This window comes from Nocardia transvalensis NBRC 15921, from assembly GCF_000308875.1.
Lineage (GTDB): Bacteria > Actinomycetota > Actinomycetes > Mycobacteriales > Mycobacteriaceae > Nocardia > Nocardia transvalensis.
The window spans coordinates 65,999-85,022 of sequence record NZ_BAGL01000065.1; the positions used below are offsets into that span (position 1 = coordinate 65,999).

Sequence of the window (19,024 nt, forward strand, 5' to 3'; positions counted from 1 at the left end):
CGGAGTCAATCCAGTTGCTTGGCAAAGCAATTCGACAGGGGCAGGTCCTCGTACGGCGGGAAGAGGTCGATGCGGTGGTAGCCGCTGCGCAGGTAGAAACGGACCGCCGCCGGCTGTAGATGGCCGGTCTGGAGAACGAGCCGGGGCACGCCGTGTTCGCGCGCGGCGTCCTCGGCGGCGGCCAGCAGCAATCCGGACACGCCGCGACCGCGATTCCCGGGACGCACGAACATCCGTTTCAGCTCGAGATCGCCCCCGTTCCAGCGCACGGCCGCGTGCCCGACAGGACCGTCCGCGTAGGCGACGACCGTCCGCACCACCGTCTCCGGTTCGACGTGGTGCGGATTGGCGGCCAGCGATCGCATCAGGCGCGCGTAGCGAGGTCCGACCTCGGCGGCCATCTCGTCCCGGAGGAGTTCCGCGTCCAGGTGGTTCCAGTCGACTGTGGAGAGGGTCACCGGGGTCCCGGCCACAAGCGTGCCGGGAAATGAGGACGAGCCGGTGCCGGGAAACGAGGACGGGGCAGTACCGGGAAACGAGGACGGGACAGTACCGGGAAACGAGGACGGGACAGTACCGGGAAACGAGGACGGGACAGTACCGGGAAACGAGGACGGGCCTGGGAGAGACGTGAGGGGATGCCCGGTCATGAGTCGCCCAGGCTGTTGAGGAAGGAGCGGGGGCGGGTGCCGTTGACCGCGTGGTCGCCGATCAGGGCGGCCTTGTAGACGGCCGGGTTGTGGGAGGAGACGGTGCGGGCGTTGCGCCAGTGGCGGTCGAGGCCGAGCCGGGTTTTCAGGGCGCTCGCGCTTCCGGCGTTGAAGAACTGCCAGGTCGCGGCGCCGACGAGGTCGGTGTTCACCACCTGGGTCGCGGCGGAGTCCAGCAGGGCCCGCTCGGCGCGCGCGGGGCTCGGGTCGGCCAGGAATTCGTCCAGGGTGCCGGCGAGGTGCAGCACGTTCGCGCGCGCCGAATACGCCTTGCCGCGGACCTCCCCCACGATCTGCAACACCTGCGGATCGGCCGCGGGTTCGGGCGTCGAGGCCAGCGGATACGACCGCGCGCGGCCGCGGACCAGGTCGGCCAGGTCGTCGGCGACCGCCCGCGCGATACCGGCCTGGGTGGCCGAGTGCACGAACTGGTAGAACGCCTCCATGTAGTCGTTGGTCAGCGGATCGCGATGGCGCAGCAGGTAATCCGGGTCCACGCGCACGGATTCGAAGACGGCCGTACCGCTGGCGGTGAGCCGCTGCCCGAAGCCGTCCCAGTCGTCGATCACCGTGACGCCCTCGCTGCGCCGGGGCACGATCGCGGAGACGAATTCGCCGTCCACGGAGACCAGCACGTTGAGCCAGTCGGCGTAGAGGCTGCCGGTCGTGTAGTACTTGCGGCCCGACAGCAGATAGTGGTCGCCGTCCCGGCGCAGCGAGGTGGCAAGTTCTTTCAGATTGGGCGTGCTCAGCTCCGCGCCCGCGGGGCCGAAGAACGCGCCCCCCGCGGCCGAGCGCAGCAGCGTCTCGCGGGCCGGGCCGGGGTCGGCGAACCGCAGGATCTCGGTGAGCCCGAGGTGCCCCCGGAAGATCTGCGCCAGATTCGAATCGCCCGCGGCGATATCGATCAGGACGTCCGCCAGCACCCGCACCGGCGCGCCGGATCCGCCGTACTCCACCGGCACGCGCAGCGCCCCGGCCCCCGCGGCCAGCAGGTGCGACAGCTGCTCGGTGGGCAGCTTGTGCTCGGCCTCGCGGTCGGCGGCCTCCGGGCCCAGGCCGGCCGCCACCGTGGCGACGGCGTCCAGGCGCGTCCGGAGATCATCGTCGACTGCCACCATCACAGCTCCCCATTCGTCGTGCAGGCTCCTCCGCATTCGAACCGCAACGGGGCGCCGGCGACAGGTATGCGCTCACGGTGGTGAAAATTCTTTACAGCACAACCCCTTTCCCGCAGCATGACCTGCGGACCACGGGGGTCTGTCCCACCTTCTCCTCTACGAACGGACGTCATACGTATGTCTGATGTCGTTGTCTCCGGACCGCTGTTCCGCCTGTCCGACGAGGTGCGCGAGGCGCTGCGGGCCGGTCGGCCGGTCGTCGCGCTCGAATCCAACGTGGTGGCGCACGGGTTTCGCCGCCCCGACAATGTCGCCATCGCCCACGAGGTCGAGCGGGCGGTGCGCGAGGGGGGCGCGGTGCCCGCGACCATCGCCATCGCCGACGGCCGCATCCTGGTCGGCACGAGCCAGAACGATCTCGAAAGGCTCGGCACCGCAACCGATGTCGCGAAGGTGACCACCCGCGACATCGCGGTCGCGCTGGCGGGCGGCGGCCTCGGCGCGACCTCGATCGCGGCCACCATGGCGATCGCGAACGAGGTCGGCATCGCGACGGTCGCCTCGGCCGGGCTCGGCGGCGTGCATCGCGGCGCGGAGACGACCATGGACATCTCCGCGGATCTCACCGAACTCGCCCGGACCCGGCTCATCGTGGTGTGCGCGGGGGTGAAGAAGATCCTCGACGCGGGCCTGACGCTCGAGTTCCTGGAGACCCAGGGCACGCCGGTGATCGGCTACCGGCATCGTGGCTTCCCGGCCTTCTACTGCCGCGAGAGCGGCTTCGACACCCAGGCGCGCGTCGACGATCCGCGCCGGATCGCCGAGATCGCCCGCTTCCACCGGGAGCTGTCGGGAAGCAGTTCACTGCTGGTCACCCATCCGATCCCGGTCGAGGACGCACTCGACGGCGACGCCATCGAAGCGGCGATCCAGCAGGCGCTCGCCCGCGCCGAGGCGGAGCGTGTCACCGGCCCGGCCGTCACCACGTTCGTCCTGAAGGCCGTGGACGCGGCCACCGGCGGCGCGGCGGCCGCCGCCAACCGCGCGGTCCTGATCAGCACCGCCGTGGCCGCCGCGGAGATCGAGGTCGCGCGGGCCACGCTGGAGCGCACGACCGCCCCGAGAGAAGGAGCAGCCCATGTCGGCTGAGACAACCCGTTCGGCGCTGCTGTTCGATCTGGACGGGACGCTGCTGGACACCCCGCGCGCGATCGCCGAGCAGATGTCACTGGCCGTCGAGGCGGTGACCGGTACGCGTCCGGAGCTGGACGAGGTGCGCGCCCTCGTCGGCGCACCGCTGGAGCGCATGGCGGGCGCGCTGTCCGGCGCCGGTTCGGATTCGGATATCGCACAGGCGATTTCGGCGGACTACGTGACACGGTACCGGGAACTGATCGTGCCGAAGGCGGCCGACCTCCTCTTCCCCGGAGTTCGCGGCGGCCTGGAGCGGCTGGCCCGCACGGGATTCGCGCTCGCCGTCGTCACCAGCAAGAAGCACGAGAGTGCCGAGCTGATCCTGGACGCGGCGGGGATCCGGGAACCGTTCACGGCGATCGTGGGCGCCGACGACGTCGCGCATCCCAAACCGCATCGCGACAGCGCCGATGCCGCCCTGGCGGGGCTGGGGCTCGGCGACGTCGGTCCCGCGGGAGCCGTCATCGGCGATACCGCGGCCGATATCGGGCTGGGCACGGGTATCGGCGCCTTCACCGTGGGCGTCACCTACGGGGTCGGCACCACGCACCAGATCCTCACGGCCGCAGCCGATGTCGTGGCGCACACCTTCGACGACGTGACCCGCGCCGTTCTGTCCCGGATTGGAAAGTGAGCCAAGGCCATGACCGCATGGACCCGTCCGACCACCGCACCCGTCCCGCTGGATCGCTACCTGGGCGTCAACGTCTTCGAACTGCCCAAGCAGCCGGGACTGATCGCCCTGCACACCGAGGCCCGCGACGCCGAGACCGGGCAGGAGCGGTTCGTCCGCGCGACCGGGCGCATCATCCGCCTGCTGCTCGAGACCGCGCTCTCACATCTGGAACACCGGCCACACGCGGTTACCACGCCCACCGGATTCACCTTCGAGGGACTCGAAACCGCCTCTCCCACACTGTATGCGGTATCGATTCCGCGGGCCGGCGATGCGCTGGAGGGCGGGTTGCGCGAGATCCGGCCGGATACGCGGTTCGGCAAGATCCTCATCCAGCGCGATGTGACGACCAAGCAGCCGACGCTGTTCTACAGCAAGCTCCCGCCCGGTATCGCCGGTAGCGAGGTGCTGCTGCTCGATCCCACCATCGCCACCGGGGGCACGCTGCTGACGGCGGTGAACGAGCTGATCGCGGCCGGGGTGCCGGAGCATCGGATCGTGGTGGTCAATGTCCTGACCTGCCCCGAGGCATTGGCGACGGTGCTGACGCGGCGGCCCGATCTGCGCATCGTCACCTCGCATATCGACGAATCCCTCACCGATCAGGCGTTCATGCTGCCCGGCATCGGCGATTTCGGGGACCGCTTCCACGGCACGGTCGCGGAGGCCTGAGATGGCGGCGAACCTTCTCGACCTGTTCGAGGCGCGGGTGCATCGACATCCGGACGCCATCGCGTGCGTGGACGATTCCCGCGCGCTGAGTTTCGGAGAACTCGCGCGGCTCGCGCGCGGTGGTGCGCAGGCATTGCGGGATGCCGGTGTCGGGCCGGGCGATGTGGTGGGCGTATTCCTGGATCCGTCGGTCGACCTCGTCGTCGCGGTGTGGGCCGTATTGCACGCCGGGGCCGCGTATCTGCCGCTGGCGGTGGATTATCCGGCCGAGCGCCTCGTGTACACGGCGACCGACAGCGCGGTGCGCGTGGTGCTGACCGACGCGCGCAATGCGGCGCGGGCGCATCGGATCCTGCCGGAAGACGTGCGGACACTGCCGGTGTCAGGACTCGGCGAGCAAGGCGACCCGGACCGGCCCGAAATCTCCTCCGCCTACACCATTTACACCTCCGGGACCACCGGATCCCCTAAGGGCGTGGTGATCTCGCACACCGCTATCACCAACCAGATGATCTGGCTCGGAACGGAACTCGGCCTCGGGCCGGAAGCGCGGATCCTGCTGAAGACGCCGGTCGGCTTCGACGCGGCGCAGTGGGAGCTGCTGGCGAATGCCTGCGGGGCCACGGTCGTGGTCGCGCCGGCCGGAACGCACACCAGCCCGGAGGACATCCTCGACCTCGTTGTGCGCGAGGCGATCACGATCGTGCAGTGCGTGCCGACGGTCTGGGCGGAACTGGCCGCACTGCCCGGCACAGCCGCCGCGACCACGCTGCGGACGGTGGTGAGCGGCGGCGAGGCGCTGCCGAGTACGGTGGCGCGGCGATTGCGCGAAGCGCTGCCCGGACCCCGCAAGATCAACCTGTACGGGCCTACCGAGACCACCATCAACGCGACCTGGTTCGACTTCACCGACGCCGATCTCGGCGGCGCGCCCGTGGTGCCGATCGGGCGGGCCGTCGACGGGTGCGGCACGAGCGTGGTGGACACGTCGGATCGCGAGGTCGCCGACGGCGAGATCGGCGAACTGCTCATCGGCGGAATCCAGCTGGCGGACGGCTACCGCAACCGGCCGGAGATCACCGCCGCGCGATTCTCCGGAAGCGGGACCGGACGCCGGTACCGCACAGGCGATCTCGTGCGTCGCCGGGCCGACGGCGTCCTGGAGTTCGTCGGGCGCAACGACGAGCAGGTGAAGGTGAACGGTCACCGCGTCGAGACCACCGAGGTGCGCGGGTGGATCGAGAAGCACCACTGGGTGCGGTCGGCCGCCGTGGTGCCGTGGGTCTCCGACCGCGGGGTGACGCAGCTGGCCGGATTCGTCGAACTCGATCCGGACGAGGCCCCGCTGATGGATCAGGGGCAGGCCGGACGCCATCACCGGTCCAAGTCGACCCGCACCCAGGTGACCGCGCAGCTGGCCGGGCTGGGAGCGCGCCGATTCGACACCGTCCCCGATCTCGAGCTGCCCGGCGCCGAACCCACCGGCGAGCAGCGGCGAAAAGTGTTCGCCCGCAAGACGTATCGCAACTTGGAGGAGTCGCCCTTCGACCTGGAACGGCTCGCGGCGGTCGTGCGGCGGCTACCCGTCCGGGGCCGCGAGGTCCCCGCACCGGCCGAGTTCACCGCGCGGACGCTCGGCACGCTGCTGCGGTGGTTCGGCCCGTTCCACAGCCCGGATCGCCTGCTGCCCAAGTACTCCTACGCCTCGCCCGGTGCGCTCAATGCCACCCGGATCTACCTGGAGACCAGCGGGATTCCGGGGCTCGCGGCGGGGGTGTACTACTTCGATCCGGAGCGGCACGCGCTCTTTCGCGTCGGCGCGGCCGCGCGCAGCGGGCTGCACCTGCATCTCGTGGGGCTGGCGCGGGTGATCGAAGCGGTGTACGCGACCAATGTCCGGGAGGTCCTGCACTTCGAGGCGGGCCACATGCTGGGCGTGCTGGACGAGGTGGCGGCGGGTTACGGCTGGCGCGTTCGCACGGTGCCCGTGCGGGTCGTCGACGGGATCGACGAGGGCGTGGTGACCGCGACCGTCGCGCTCGATACGCGGGCGCTGCCCGCCGGGCACGAGCCGCCGGTGCGCGTTCTGGTCCAGGTGCACGGCGACGCCGGGGGCGCACGGCACGGGCTGTACCGGTTCACCGGTGCGGGAACGGAATTCGTCTCCGAGCGGAAGGTCGAGCGGCGGCATGTGATCGCCATCAACCAGCGTTCCTACGACCGATCCCCCTGTGCCGTCGCGCTCACCGTCGCGGCGACGTCGGGATGGGACGGATTCACCGCGCTCGGCCGGTCCCTGGCACATCTGCAGCAGATCGGGGCGGAGGTCAATGTCGGGTTCATGTCGGCCGGGTACTCCTCGCTCACCGGGCGTGACCTGCCCTCGGCGCGCCGACTGAACGAGATACTCGGCGAGACAGCCCAACTCAGCTATTTCGCGCTGGCCGGGCCGGTCTCCGACGAGCAGGTGCGATCGACGGGGATGGCCGAGGACGCCGTGCACATGAAGGGCCCCGAGGAGCTGCTGAAGGACGATCTGCGGGTGGTCCTGCCGTCCTACATGGTGCCGCCGACGATCCACGTGCTCGATCGAATCCCGCTGTCGCAGAACGGGAAGCAGGACCGGGTCGCGCTCTCGCGGCTGGCGGCCGACCTGAACGCGCGCGCGGCGCGGGCCGCCGATCCGCCCAGCGGCGAGCGGGAATCGCGGGTGGCGCGGGTGTGGTCGCGGGTACTCGGCTACGAGCCGGTGTACCGTCACGACGACTTCTTCGCGCAGGGCGGGAATTCGATGTCGGCGCTGCGGCTGATCCGGGCGCTGCACGAGGAACTGGGTGTCGCGCTGCCGGTGCAGACCCTCTTCCGATCCCCCACCCCGGCCGAGCTGGCCGCCGCGATCACGACTCCCGCGCAGGGTCCGACGTCGCGGCTGCTGCGGCTGGCGGGGTCGGAGGGCACCGCGACGACCGTGCTCTGGCCCGGACTCGGCGGCTATCCGATGGGACTGCGCACCCTCGCCCGCGAGCTGGCCGAGCACGGGCAGGTCGTCTACGGGGTGCAGGCGCGCGGACTCAACGGCGGGGAGCGGCCGCACGGCGACCTCGGGGCCCTGATCGCCGACGACCTCGACGAACTGCTGGCGGCGAAACTGCCGGAGCCCCTGCGCCTGGTCGGGTACTCGTTCGGCGCGCGAGTGGCCGCCGAGGTGGCGCAGCGGCTGATCGCCGCCGGGCACGACGTCGAGGAGCTGGTGCTGATCGCACCCGGGTCGCCGGTGATCGCGGCGGCCGGGCCCGATACGGGCGCGATCGACTACCGGGACCGGTATTTCAAGCGGGTACTGGGCTCGGTGTTCAGCGGGCGGGTGGATCCGCCGTACGCGGACCGGCTCGACTCGCTCGGCGGCCGCGGCGAATTCGTCGACCTGATCGTCGCCGAGGAGCCCGGATTCGCGCGTGAGACCGTCGAGCGCATCGTCGCCGTGGTCGAGCACACCTACGGTTTCCGCGGGGAGCCGACGAGCGTCGACCAGGAACTGCTCGACCGGAGCGTCTATCTGCGGGCCCGGGGCGACGGTCCCGCGTTCGCCGACGTCCCCGTCGCGCCGCTGCGGCTGCGCGCCACGCCGGTGAGCAACCTGCCCTACCACCACTACGAGATCGTGACCGCCGGGGCGCTCGACATCGCCGCCGCGGTCCTGGAGCAGAGCATGAATCGGGAGTTGGTCTGATATGCCACACGTAGAGATCTCGCACTTCCCCGCCGACCTGTCCGACACCACCCGGCGACGCCTGGAATCCGACCTCGTCGAGGCGATCACCAGAGCCTTCGGAGTCTCCGCCGACGCGGTATCGATCGGCCTCGCCCCGGTCGACCGCGACCACTGGCAGACCCGGGTCTACGACCCCCTCATCACCGACCGCGCCCCGGGCACTCCCCTCCTGCGCACCCCCGGCTACTGATGGTGGATATCGGCCGGAATCCACACACGGCGGAGGTAACGCGGCTGGCGGTGCTGGTCGCAGTTATCGCGGCAGTGGCCGTTAACCTGCGGCCGGGAATCGCGACCGTCGGGCCCGAATTGGACGGCATTACAGCGGATTTCGGGGCGGGGGCTCGGGCGGCGGGTGTGATTACCGCGCTGCCGGTCGTCGCGTTCGCGGTGGTGAGTCTGGTGGTGCCGGCGGTGCGGGGACGGATCTCGGTGCGGGCCGGGCTGTTCGGGGCGCTGGCCGTGACGGGGGGGAGTCTGGCGGTGCGGCCCTGGGGCGGGCTGTGGTTGTTCGGGGTCACCACCTTCACCGCGGCGCTCGGGGTCGGCCTGTTGGCGGTGCTGCTTCCCGCCGTGGTGCGCTCGGTCGGCAACACCCGAGTTCTGGTCGCCACCTTCACCACCGCCCTACAAGCCGGGGCCGCACTGGGTTTCGCGACGGTCGTCCCGCTCTCCGACCTGTTCGGCAGCTGGAAGTGGGCGCTGGCGGTGTGGGCCGTCCTCGCGCCGATAGCGATCGTTGCGCTGTGGGGGTCCCCTTCGATCGCCGCACCGGACGCCCAACATCCCTTGTCCCGGCACGCTTTTGGCCGGGACCCACTGCCCGCATCGGCGGATTCCGGCCAAAAGCGTGCCGGAAAAACCAAGGCAGACTCGGCGGGGGCCGGCTCGGCAGGGGCGGGCTCGGCAGGGGCGGGCTCGGCAGGGGCGGGCTCGGCAGGGGCGGGCTCGGCGGGGGCGGGCTCGGCGGGGGCGGGTTTGGCGGGGGCGGGCGGTAGTCCCCTCGCGATTCTGCGGCGTACGGGGACCGTGGGGCTGGCGGTGTTCTTCGGGTTGCAGGCGTTGGTGGCGTTCGTGGTCATGGGGTGGTTGCCCTCGGTGTTGCGGGATGCGGGGGTCGGAGCTCAGGCGGCCGGGGGGTATCTGGGGCTGCTCACTTTTCTGGGGGTGCCGATCAGCCTGACCGTGCCGCCGATAGTCGCGCGTTCGGCGCACCCGGAGCGGTGGCTGGCGGGGTTCAGCGGATTCACCGTGCTGGGCGTGCTCGCCTTCCTGGTCTCCCCCGGGAGCGCTCCGCTGCTGTGGTCGCTGGTGCTGGGGATCGGGCTGGCGGTGTTCTCGCTGGCCCTGACCGTGATCACCGTCCGCGCGGGGTCGGCCGAGCAGGCGGTGGAGTTGTCCGGTGCGGTGCAGGGCGTCGGCTATCTCATCGCCGCCGTCGGACCGTATGTGATCGGGCTGTTCCGGCAGCTCGGCGACGGCTGGGCGCTGCCGCTCGGCGCGCTGCTGGCCACCGCGGTCGCGCAGTTGCTCATCGCCCTGAAATCCGGCGGCGCGCGCACCGCCACACACCACGACGGGAGGAAGCTGTCATGACCACCAAGGTTCTGGACGACGTCTCGGATCTGCTGGACGACCGCACCCACCACATCGAGTTCAACGGCCACCTCACCAATCACGTCAAGCACGCGGTGGTGGCGCTGGCCGCGATCGGCGCCTCCGAGGAGCGAATCCGCGACTACTACCGCACCTACGCCCACCTGACCCCGTACGGATTCCCGCTGGAACCCCGGCGCCCGTCCACTCAGGTGATCGACAGCGGGAACTGGCGCGAATTCCTCGGGCGGCGCACCCATTTCGACGCCTACCTGACATTCTTCGATCGCGAGGTCGCCGAGCGCGGGATCTCGGGAGCGGTCGGCGAGTACGCGCCCGAGCTGCTGCGCGGCTGGATCGGCGCCTTCACCCACGCCGCCATCCATCTCGGCTGGGGGCTGTGGGCCGAACACCCCGGGCTGACCGCGGAAGCGCTTGCCTACCTGGCGTTCTCGCAGGTTCTCACGGTCGACGGCGAGCGGCCCGCCGGACCCGACACCGATGCGGCCGACCCTGTCGAGTCGCTGGTGCGACTGAGTGACCGCTGGACCGGCGACACCCCCTTCCACCGCGCGGTGGAGACGGTGATCGCCGACACCGACACCTTCACCGAACTCCATCCCGAGCTGAACCGATCCGGCCTCCAGGCCAGGGTCGCGAGCGTCGCCCGCGCCGGAATCCCCGACCTGGCCGATACTCCCGCCTGGATCCACGCGCTTCCCCCCGACGAACGACGCGACCGGGTCCGCCGCGCGATCACCCTGCTGTATCTCGCACAGCCCGGCGATTTCGTTGTGCTGCACCTGATCACGTCGCTGTTCGCGCTCGAGGTCGTCGCCGGCGCCCTCGATTCCCCGGAGACCATCACGGCGATCTACGACCTGTACTGGGCGGGGGCGCGCATCATCACCGCGGCCGAACGCAAATTCCCCGGCGGCGACAAGCTGCGTGAACTCGACACGCTGTACGCGGGACGGGAATCCGATCGCTCCGCCCATGCCGTCGACGAATTCGACGTCGCCGCGCGGCGCGCGTGGCTCGAGGACGAGGAGCACAACCCGAAGCTGGTCTTCGTCCTGCGCTCCTGGTGGGACGCCGACGACTGGACCGGCTACCGCCACGCCGCCGCCCAGTTCACTCGAACACCCGAACTGCCCGCGAGTTTCGACGAACCGCCGACCGTCTGACCGAGAACAGGAATACGCTGTGACAGAAGTGATTTCGACCGGACTGCAGGAGCAGCTGGACAAGCGGTACGGCCCGGACGCCCCCGTCGCCGGCGATATCGGCAACCCGACGCTCGAGGTGCTGCTGCGGCACCGCACGGTGCGCCGATACCTGCCGGGCACGCTGAGCGAGACCGAATTGCAGCTGATCATCGCTGCCGCGCAGTCGGCGTCGACCTCGGCCAACTTCCAGTTCACCAGCGTGGTCGTGGTCGACGATCCGGCACTGCGGGAACGCCTGTCGGAGCTGGCCGGCGGGCAGCAGCTGGTGCGCGATGCCGCGGTATTCCTGGTCTGGGTGGCCGACTGGTCCCGCAATGTCGCCATCGCCACCGAGCACGGGCACACCATCGAGGCCACCTCCTACCTCGACAGCACGGTCTCCAGCATCGTCGACGTCACCCTGTCGGCGCAGAACGCCGCGGTCGCCGCCGAATCCCTCGGCTACGGAATCACTTTCGTGGGCGCGCTGCGCAACAATATCGACGCGGTCATCGAGGAGCTGCGGCTGCCCGAGTGGACCTTCCCGGTCTACGGCCTCGCCATCGGCATCCCCGATCCCGACGATCCGGCGGATATCAAGCCGCGCTACGGGCAGAGCGTGGTCGCCCACCGCAACGCCTACACCCCGCCGACCCCGGCCGAGACCCAGGACTACCTGGACCGCATCAATGCCTACTACCGCGAGCAGGAACTGCCCGCCGATTGGGTGAAGAACCGTCTGGCGGGGCGCATCTCGACCAAGGAGAGCCTGCACGGGCGGCAGCACATCCGCCGGACCTTCAACAACCAGGGCTTCTCGCTGAAGTAGCACCCTTTTTCCGGCCAAAAGCACGCCGGAAAAAGGAGGAGGAGGGGCGCGGCGGGAGGGTAGGGTCGGTTACTTGCGCAGCCAGGTGTCGAAGAATTGCAGCCGCCCCGAGGCTTCGAACTTCAAGTCCTGCACGGCGTTCGAGACGCCGATGGCCTGGGACAGTTCGATGGTCGGGATCCACAGCCCGTTGTCGACGACCAGCTTCTGCGCCTGGCCGATGAGCTGGGCGCGGGTGGCGGGGTCGACCGCCTGCAACTGGTCGTAGAGGGCCTGGTCCAGCGGCGGGATCGGGCCGCGCACATTGAGATTGCGGTCGGCCAGGCCGAACGTGGTGCGCAGGATGTCCCCGTCGGCGCGGGTGGTGTTGTAGTACACCGAGTCGAAGTCCTTGGCGTTCTGCCGCGCCGTGTACTCCGAATCGGAGGCCACCTGGAGTTGCACGTCCACCCCGACCTTGTGCAGCTGCTGCTGGATCAGTTCCAGGATCGCCTGATTCCCGGCGAACGCGCGGCTGAACAGAACGCCGAACGACAGGCGCACGCCGTCCTTCGCCCGGATACCGTCCCCGCCCGGCACCCACCCGGCCTGGTCCAGCTGCCGCCGCACGGCGTCGGGGTCGTACCGGATCTGACCGGAAAGATCGACATACGCAGGGGTTTTCGAGCCCAGCGAGCTACTCGCGGGCCGGAACTGCGGGCCCAGCACGGTATCGACCAGCTCCTGGCGGTCGATCGCCCGTTCCAGGGCGCCGCGCACGGCCGGATCCCGCAGCGGCCCGCGGGTCACATTGGGCTGAATGCCGAACGGCAGCCCGGGATTCGAGGTGACGAGCACAGACCCGCCCGTGGCCTCGATCTGCGGGGCGTCCTGCGGCAGCGCGTCGCTGATCGCGTCCAGCTGATTCGACGACAGGCTGCCCGCCCGCACACCGGACTCCGGAACGACCCGGAACTCGATGCGATCCAGATACGCCTCACCCTGATGTGCGAAAACCGCTGAGCCCCAGGCATATCCGGGCCGCTTCACCACCGTCGCCGACGAACCCTGCTTGTATTCGGCATAGGTGAACGGCCCGCTGCCGATATTGTCGCCGAGGCAGCGCTCGTCGGCCGACTTCGCGGTGGTGGCGTCGGCGAGCAGTCCCAGCTGCGGCGTCGAGGACGCCTGCAGGAACTGCGCGTTCGGGCGGTCGAACTCCACCCGCGCGGTGAGCGGGTCCACCGCCGTGGTGCCGGTGTAGCCGGCCAGGTAGCTGGCGCCCAGCGGCGCCTTCACCCCGGTCAGCGTGCGCACCACGGCGTCGAAGTTCTTCTGCACCGAGGTGGCGGTCAGCGGCGTGCCGTCGCTGAAGGTGACGCCCGGCCGCAGGTGGAAGGTGAACGTCTTCGCGTCCGGGCTCACCTCCCAGCTCTGCGCCAGCCACGGCGTGATCGCGCCCGTCTCCGGATTCTGGTCGGTCAGCGAATCGACGATCTGCCGGGTGACGTAGACGGTTTGGTTGGTGCCCGCCTGCGCCGGATCCGAGCAGGTCGGCGCGAGCGACAGCCCGTAGCGCAGCGTGCCGCCCGGCTGCGGCGGACCGGCCGGGCCACCGGCGCCGGTATCGGCGCCGCAGGCCGCGAGCGTGACGGCCGCGGCGGCGGCTCCGAGCAGGGCGACGGGTCGTTTCATCGAGATTCTCCAGATCGATCGGTCGGTCACGGCTTGGTGCGCGGGAGCCCCGGCGGGTTGATCCGCGACGCCTGCACCGCCTCGCCGCGCAGGCCCCAGCGGTCGAGCAGCTTCTGATAGCTGCCGTGGTCGATGGCGTACTGCAACGCCTCGTGGATGGGGCCGATCAGGCCGTTGTCCTTGCGGGTCAGCACCGCGATCTCGGCCTGCAGCGCGTCACCGGCCCCGGAGTAGGTGGCGATGATCTTCGTCTGGTTCGCGGTCGCGGTGTGATAGACGGCCACCGGGTTGGGCCCGAGGAAACCGTCGATGCGGTGCGACGACAGCGCCAGGTAGTAGTCGGTGGTCTGCTGGTAGTAGGCGATATCGATCTTCGGCAGTCCCTCGGCGACGTTCTGCTCGTTCCACTGCACCAGCAGCTGCTCCTGGTTGGTGCCGCTGCCGACGCCGATTCGCTTGCCCGCCAGTGACTTCCGGTCCTTGTAGGCCAGGTCGCTGTCCTTGGGGACCTCGAGGGCGAGGTTGTCGAGCCGGTAGGTGGCGAAGTCGTACTTGTCCTTACGCTCCTCCGTCACGGTGACGTTCGAGACGAACGCGTCCACCGCGCCGGAGTCGACGGCGACGAAGTTCTGCGCCCAATCGGCGGCGCGCAGCTCGACCTTCAGCCCGAGGATCTCGGAGATCAACGTCGCGAAGTCGACCTCGGACCCGATGTAGGTCTTGTCGTCGCTGGCGGTGAACCGCAGCGGCGGGCCGGTGGTCGCCGAACCCGTGACCACGAGCGTGCCCCGGTCGCGCACCGCCTGCGGCAGTTTCGCGGCGATCGCGTCGACCTTCTCGGCGTGCACCCGGCCGGGCTGCTCCGGGGACAGGTCGAAGGTCTGGCCGTCGGCGGTGCGGACCTCGTTCTCGGGGTCGTCGGTACCGCACGCGCCGGTGACCAGCGCCGCGGCGAGAAGCGTGGCGGCCAGCACGCGGCGGCGTCCGCGACGGCCGTTGCGGGCGAGAAGCATCGGATTTCCTTTACATCGACGGCAGGCGCGAGCGGAACGCTCGAAGCGCACGGGCCAGGGCGGCTGTGTGACCGTAAGGCGGAATCCGTTGCCGTGTCTGCACTCTCGATCGGCCTGAGCGGAAGGGTTGCCCAGCCGTGGGGGCCTGGACCGCACCGGGCCGGGGTATTTTGCTCACGCTGATCCTGTCCGATGGCAGATGTCCCGCCGTGGCGGACAATCCGTGCAGAGCAGGCTCTCCGCGTTCGTTCGACCGACCAGACAGGAGCTACAGCGTGACCACGTCACTCCCGGTGAATCTCAAGCACGCCAAGGATATTCACCCCAGTGTCGACGTGCCGCTACTACGGGATGCCGTCTACCCGGAGCGCACGCTGTGGACCCCCGCCGAACTGCGCGAGCTGATCGTCACGGTCGCCACCGGCCTGGCGACGCCGCTGCTGGACATCGTCCGCTTCGACGCCGGGCAGCGCTGGTGGAGCCGGCTGGCGCTGACCATGGGCGTGGAGCTGTGGCTGCTGTCGTGGGCGCCCGGTCAGGGCACGGAACCGCACGATCACGGCGGGGCGTCCGGCGCGTTCACCGTCACGATCGGCGAGCTGAGCGAGGAGTACCGGCATTCCGGCGGGCCGGTGCAGACCGCGCGGTGGGCGGCCGGCGATACGGTGGCCTTCGGCCCGCAGCGCGCTCACCAGCTGCGCAATCACAGCACCCGCCCGGCGGCCACGGTGCACGCGTACTCGCCGCCGCTGCGCCCGGTGCGGGAGTACCGCGCGCTCACGGATTTCGCGGGCATATGAGCGGCCTCGACGACCGGCTCGCCGACGCCCGGTCCCAGCTGTCCCGTGTCGAACCCCGCGAGGCGGCGACACTGCAGGCCGAGGGCGCGCTCGTCGTGGACATCCGCCCGTACGCCAACCGGCTGAACGAGGGCGAGATCCCGGGTGCGGTGGTGGTCGAGCGGATCGTGCTGGAGTGGCGGCTCGATCCGGCGGGCGACCACCGGCTGCCCGGGCTGACCGCCGATTCTCAGGTGATCGTCGTCTGCAACGAGGGCTACGCCTCCAGCCTCGCGGCCGCGGATCTGCACGGCCTCGGCCTGCCGCGCGCGACCGATCTCGACGGCGGCTTCCGGGCGTGGAAGGCCGCGGGGCTGCCCGTCGTTCCCGGCGGCTCCCCGGCCGTGCCGTAGCCCCGTAGGCGGGCCGAGCGCTCGAAGATCGTTGCGAATCACGGGTGAACGACGAATTTTGTTCGATACCGTGAGGTGTGCGCAAGAACGATCGCTCGGCGCAGGCCGGGCGCACCGGCTCGACGCCGGCCGTGCCCCTCGACGATGTCGACCGGATCCTGCTGGACGAGCTGACCCGCGACGGGCGCATGACGAACAACGCGCTGGCCGCGGCGGCCGGTATCGCGCCCTCGACGTGCCTGGGCCGGGTGCGGGCGCTGGTGGAACGCGGTGTCATCCGCGGCTTCCACGCCGATATCGACCCGGCCGCGCTGGGCCGCAGCCTACAGGCCATGGTCTCGGTGCGGGTGCAGGCCAACGCACGCAGGCACCTCGCCGAATTCGGCGAACAGCTGGCCGCCCTCGACGAGGTCCTCAACGTCTATTTCATCGCCGGTGCGGACGATTTCCTCGTCCACGTCGCCACCGCCGACACCGAGGGCCTCCGCACCTTCGTCCTCGAGAACCTCAGCGCCCACCCCGCCGTCGCCCGCACCGAAACCATCCTCATCTTCGAACACGTCCGCCCCCGCATCCGCGCCCCGCGCTGAAGACCCAGCCCGGCCCCGGCCTCATTCCTCTCCCGGCACCGCATCCCTTTTCCCCGCACCGCATCCCTTTTCCCGGCACCGCATCCCTCGTTTCCCGGCACCGCATCCCTTTTCCCGGCACCGCATCCCTCGTTTCCCGGCATGCTTTTGGCCGGGAACTACGCGAGATTCCGGCCAAAAGCACGCCGGAATCATGAAGGCGGCGTACCGGGGTCATGGGGATTACTACGCGGGGGCGAGGGGCTTGGCGGTGTAACCGTGTGCGGCGGCGACGCTTTCGGACAGGAGGACGCCCTGGTGGGTGCTCAGGCCCTGGGCCAGGCCGGGGTCCGCGGCGACCGCGTCACGCCAGCCTTTGTCGGCCAGCGAGACCACGTAGGGCAGGGTGGCGTTGGTGAGGGCCACGGTGGAGGTGTAGGGGACCGCGCCGGGCATGTTGGCGACGCAGTAGAAGACCGACTCGTGCACCCGGTAGGTGGGGTCGTCGTGGGTGGTCGGGCGGGAGTCGGCGAAGCAGCCGCCCTGGTCGATGGCGATATCCACCAGGACCGTGCCCGGCTTCAGCTGTTCCACCAGTTCGTGGGAGACCAGCTTCGGCGCCTTGGCGCCCGGCACCAGCACCGCGCCGATCACCAGATCCGCCTCGCGCACCGAGTTCTCGACCTCCTGCGCGTTGGAGATCACCGTCCGCACCCGGCCCTGATACTGCGCGTCCAGCTCGCGCAGCGGAGCGATATCGAGATCCAGCACCGTGACGTCGGCGTGCATACCGACCGCCACCGCCACGGCATTGCGCCCCGCGACACCCGCGCCGATCACGACCACCTTCGCCGGCCGGGCGCCAGGCACGCCGCCCATCAGCACGCCGCGGCCACCGCCGCTGCGCATCAGGTGATAGGCGCCGGCCTGCGGCGCCAACCGGCCCGCGACCTCGCTCATCGGCGCCAGCAACGGCAGCGAGCCGTCGCGCCCGGTCACGGTCTCGTAGGCGATCGAGGTGGTGCCCGACCGCAGCAGCGCGTCGGTGCACTCCGCCGAGGCCGCCAGGTGCAGGTAGGTGAACAGCACCTGGTCCGGCCGCATGCGCGAGTACTCCTCGGCCACCGGCTCTTTCACCTTCAGCACCAGGTCGGCGACGCCCCAGACCTCGTCGGCCGAATCCAGGACGCGCGCGCCGACGAGGGTGTAGGCGTCGTCGCCGAACGCCGATCCGACACCGGCCCCGGTCTCGATGAACACCTCGTGTCCGCGCGACACCAGTTCACGCACCCCGGCGGGGGTGCCCGCGACCCGGTACTCGTGGTTCTTGACCTCGCGGGGAATTCCGATCTTCACCTGGACTCCTGGTGGCTGTGGTGGATGGAGCGCTCGCCAAAAGTATGAAGAAAGTGCGGATCCATCTCCATCTTGATGAAGATAATTCTCTATTACGGCCATGTATCGCCCCTATTATCGGATAGGGGGGTCATGGGAAGGGTCTCCCCGAAGCATCTTCGGCGGCGTTACGACCCGTGCGTCTCGTCCCAGATCAGCGCCAGGAACAGCCGCGCCCGCTCGCGCGGCGAATCGAGCCGATCGCCGTACAACTCGCGCAGGCGGGCCAGCCGGTAGCGCACGGTCTGCGGGTGGATGTGCAGTTCGTGCGCGATCGCCTGCCGGTCACCCATCTGCCACAGCCAGCTGCGCAACGTCTCGATCAGGCGGTCCCGGGTGCCCTCGGGCAGATCGCGCAGCGGCTGCAGGACCTGGTCGCGCAGCACCGACAGCAGCCATTCGTCGCGGTTGGCGATGATCATGTCCAGCCGCTCACCGACCACCACCGGGCTGTCGCCGAGCACTCCGCTGTGCCGCAACCGCAACGCCGTCTGCGCGATCCGCATCCCCACCGGCAGCAGATCCAGCGACAGCGGGCCGCCGATGACCACCGCGCGCCCGCGCAATGTGGCCGCCAGCCGCGGCAGCTGGCCGACCCCGTCGGCATTGGGCACGATCACCCCGGTGGCATCGGGACGGCGGATGGGCAGCGCGTTCATGCCCAGCCGGTCCAGGGCGGTGCGGGCGTCGGCGTCGGCCGGGTCGGCGAGGACCACGGCGGCGTCGGCGGGCAGCGGCCAGCTGGCCCGGGTCGCGGCCGCGCGCACGTCGAGGGCGTCGGACCGGCCCGACAGCAACAGTTCGGCGAGTTCCTCACGACGCCGTTCGCGGGCCGCGCTGGCGGCCGACTGCTCCAGCACGTATCCGTGTGCCGACGCCGTGGAGAACTCGTCGACGAAGACGAAAACCGCCTCGGCGAGAGCGGCCAGCACATGCGGTTCCAATTCCAGTTCCAGCGCGGTCGCGGCGACATGGTGCCACGCGACGCGAGCGCCGACCTGATAGGCGGTGAGCAGGTAGGACAGCTCCAGCCCGTCCTGGAAGTGCCGCCGGCCGATCAGCTCGAACACCAGCCCGGCGCGGGCGTACTCGCCGTCGTGCGCGCGATCGGCGTCCGGGCCGTGTTCGGCCATGTCGAGCAGGCTGTGCACGAACAGCACGCCCGCCTCGGCGACGTCGGGATGATGCTGGTCGAGGAATTCCGCGTAGTCGGGCCACTCGGCGGCGAGCATGTCGCGCACCTCGTCGAGCAGTCGCGGCATCCTAGCATCGAGCTCGGTCGCCAGGCGTTCCATCTCGGCGGGTTTTACCTGAAATTCTTTGTCGGAGTTATTCATTCGATACCCTCCGGCCTCGATTATCGCTCCGTGACAAAAACGACCGACCGAAATCACCTCGATGGT

General features: G+C 70.0%; 17 protein-coding genes. 11 read left to right on the forward strand and 6 right to left on the reverse strand.

Features of this window, described 5'->3' with window-relative positions:
- Positions 1–5: 5 nt before the first annotated feature.
- A complete protein-coding gene (locus tag ON41_RS24175) occupies positions 6–458 on the reverse strand; it encodes a GNAT family N-acetyltransferase (protein ID WP_040750078.1) in 453 nt (150 codons plus the stop codon).
- 188 nt (positions 459–646) lie between these two features.
- Positions 647–1,831: an acyl-CoA dehydrogenase family protein gene (locus ON41_RS24180; protein WP_169336508.1), complete on the reverse strand. Its 1,185-nt coding sequence runs from the start codon at positions 1,829–1,831 to the stop codon at positions 647–649.
- 177 nt (positions 1,832–2,008) lie between these two features.
- Here ON41_RS24180 and ON41_RS24185 point away from each other — a divergent pair, with 177 nt between their 5' ends.
- The 8 genes from ON41_RS24185 to ON41_RS24220 are packed head-to-tail and all read left to right on the forward strand — an operon-like array spanning position 2,009 to position 11,778.
- Positions 2,009–2,980 (forward strand): pseudouridine-5'-phosphate glycosidase, encoded by a 972-nt coding sequence (locus tag ON41_RS24185; RefSeq protein WP_051162349.1) that lies wholly within the window; start codon positions 2,009–2,011, stop codon positions 2,978–2,980.
- Positions 2,970–3,659 (forward strand): HAD family hydrolase, encoded by a 690-nt coding sequence (locus ON41_RS24190; RefSeq protein WP_051162351.1) that lies wholly within the window; start codon positions 2,970–2,972, stop codon positions 3,657–3,659. Before ON41_RS24185 ends, ON41_RS24190 begins: the two co-directional genes overlap by 11 nt.
- 9 nt (positions 3,660–3,668) lie before the next feature.
- Complete coding sequence (gene upp / locus ON41_RS24195) at positions 3,669–4,373, forward strand: uracil phosphoribosyltransferase (protein ID WP_051162353.1); 705 nt, start codon at positions 3,669–3,671, stop codon at positions 4,371–4,373.
- Position 4,374: 1 nt separating this feature from the next.
- Positions 4,375–8,103 (forward strand): non-ribosomal peptide synthetase family protein, encoded by a 3,729-nt coding sequence (locus tag ON41_RS24200; protein ID WP_051162354.1) that lies wholly within the window; start codon positions 4,375–4,377, stop codon positions 8,101–8,103.
- A gap of 1 nt (position 8,104) precedes the next feature.
- Complete coding sequence (locus ON41_RS24205; RefSeq protein WP_040750032.1) at positions 8,105–8,335, forward strand: tautomerase family protein; 231 nt, start codon at positions 8,105–8,107, stop codon at positions 8,333–8,335.
- A gap of 50 nt (positions 8,336–8,385) precedes the next feature.
- Positions 8,386–9,741, forward strand: a complete 1,356-nt coding sequence (locus ON41_RS42370) for an MFS transporter (RefSeq protein WP_169336509.1) — start codon at positions 8,386–8,388, stop codon at positions 9,739–9,741.
- A complete protein-coding gene (locus ON41_RS24215) occupies positions 9,738–10,928 on the forward strand; it encodes a questin oxidase family protein (RefSeq protein ID WP_040750034.1) in 1,191 nt (396 codons plus the stop codon). The genes ON41_RS42370 and ON41_RS24215 overlap by 4 nt, the downstream gene beginning before the upstream one ends.
- Positions 10,929–10,947: 19 nt before the next feature.
- A complete protein-coding gene (locus ON41_RS24220) occupies positions 10,948–11,778 on the forward strand; it encodes a nitroreductase family protein (protein WP_157185608.1) in 831 nt (276 codons plus the stop codon).
- Positions 11,779–11,847: 69 nt separating this feature from the next.
- Here ON41_RS24220 and ON41_RS24225 read toward each other — a convergent pair whose 3' ends face one another.
- Positions 11,848–13,452 carry an ABC transporter substrate-binding protein gene (locus ON41_RS24225; RefSeq protein WP_040750035.1) on the reverse strand — a complete coding sequence of 535 codons (1,605 nt, stop codon included), beginning with the start codon at positions 13,450–13,452 and terminating at the stop codon, positions 11,848–11,850.
- A 26-nt stretch (positions 13,453–13,478) separates the two neighbouring features.
- Positions 13,479–14,465, reverse strand: a complete 987-nt coding sequence (locus ON41_RS24230) for an ABC transporter substrate-binding protein (protein ID WP_040750036.1) — start codon at positions 14,463–14,465, stop codon at positions 13,479–13,481.
- A 275-nt stretch (positions 14,466–14,740) separates the two neighbouring features.
- Between ON41_RS24230 and ON41_RS24235 the strand changes: the two genes are divergently transcribed.
- The 3 genes from ON41_RS24235 (at position 14,741) to ON41_RS24245 (ending at position 16,247) form a co-directional block, all read left to right on the forward strand.
- A complete protein-coding gene (locus ON41_RS24235; protein WP_040750037.1) occupies positions 14,741–15,265 on the forward strand; it encodes a cysteine dioxygenase in 525 nt (174 codons plus the stop codon).
- The gene (locus ON41_RS24240) at positions 15,262–15,657 is read left to right on the forward strand and encodes a rhodanese-like domain-containing protein (protein WP_040750038.1); all 396 of its coding nucleotides are present in this window, start codon (positions 15,262–15,264) and stop codon (positions 15,655–15,657) included. The genes ON41_RS24235 and ON41_RS24240 overlap by 4 nt, the downstream gene beginning before the upstream one ends.
- Before the next feature lie 77 nt (positions 15,658–15,734).
- A complete protein-coding gene (locus ON41_RS24245; RefSeq protein ID WP_040750039.1) occupies positions 15,735–16,247 on the forward strand; it encodes an Lrp/AsnC family transcriptional regulator in 513 nt (170 codons plus the stop codon).
- 225 nt (positions 16,248–16,472) lie between these two features.
- On the opposite strand, the gene ald is transcribed toward ON41_RS24245, so the two are convergent.
- Positions 16,473–17,582 carry an alanine dehydrogenase gene (ald, locus tag ON41_RS24250; RefSeq protein WP_040750040.1) on the reverse strand — a complete coding sequence of 370 codons (1,110 nt, stop codon included), beginning with the start codon at positions 17,580–17,582 and terminating at the stop codon, positions 16,473–16,475.
- 167 nt (positions 17,583–17,749) lie between these two features.
- Positions 17,750–18,958 carry a PucR family transcriptional regulator gene (locus ON41_RS24255; protein WP_051162359.1) on the reverse strand — a complete coding sequence of 403 codons (1,209 nt, stop codon included), beginning with the start codon at positions 18,956–18,958 and terminating at the stop codon, positions 17,750–17,752.
- Positions 18,959–19,024 lie beyond the last annotated feature (66 nt).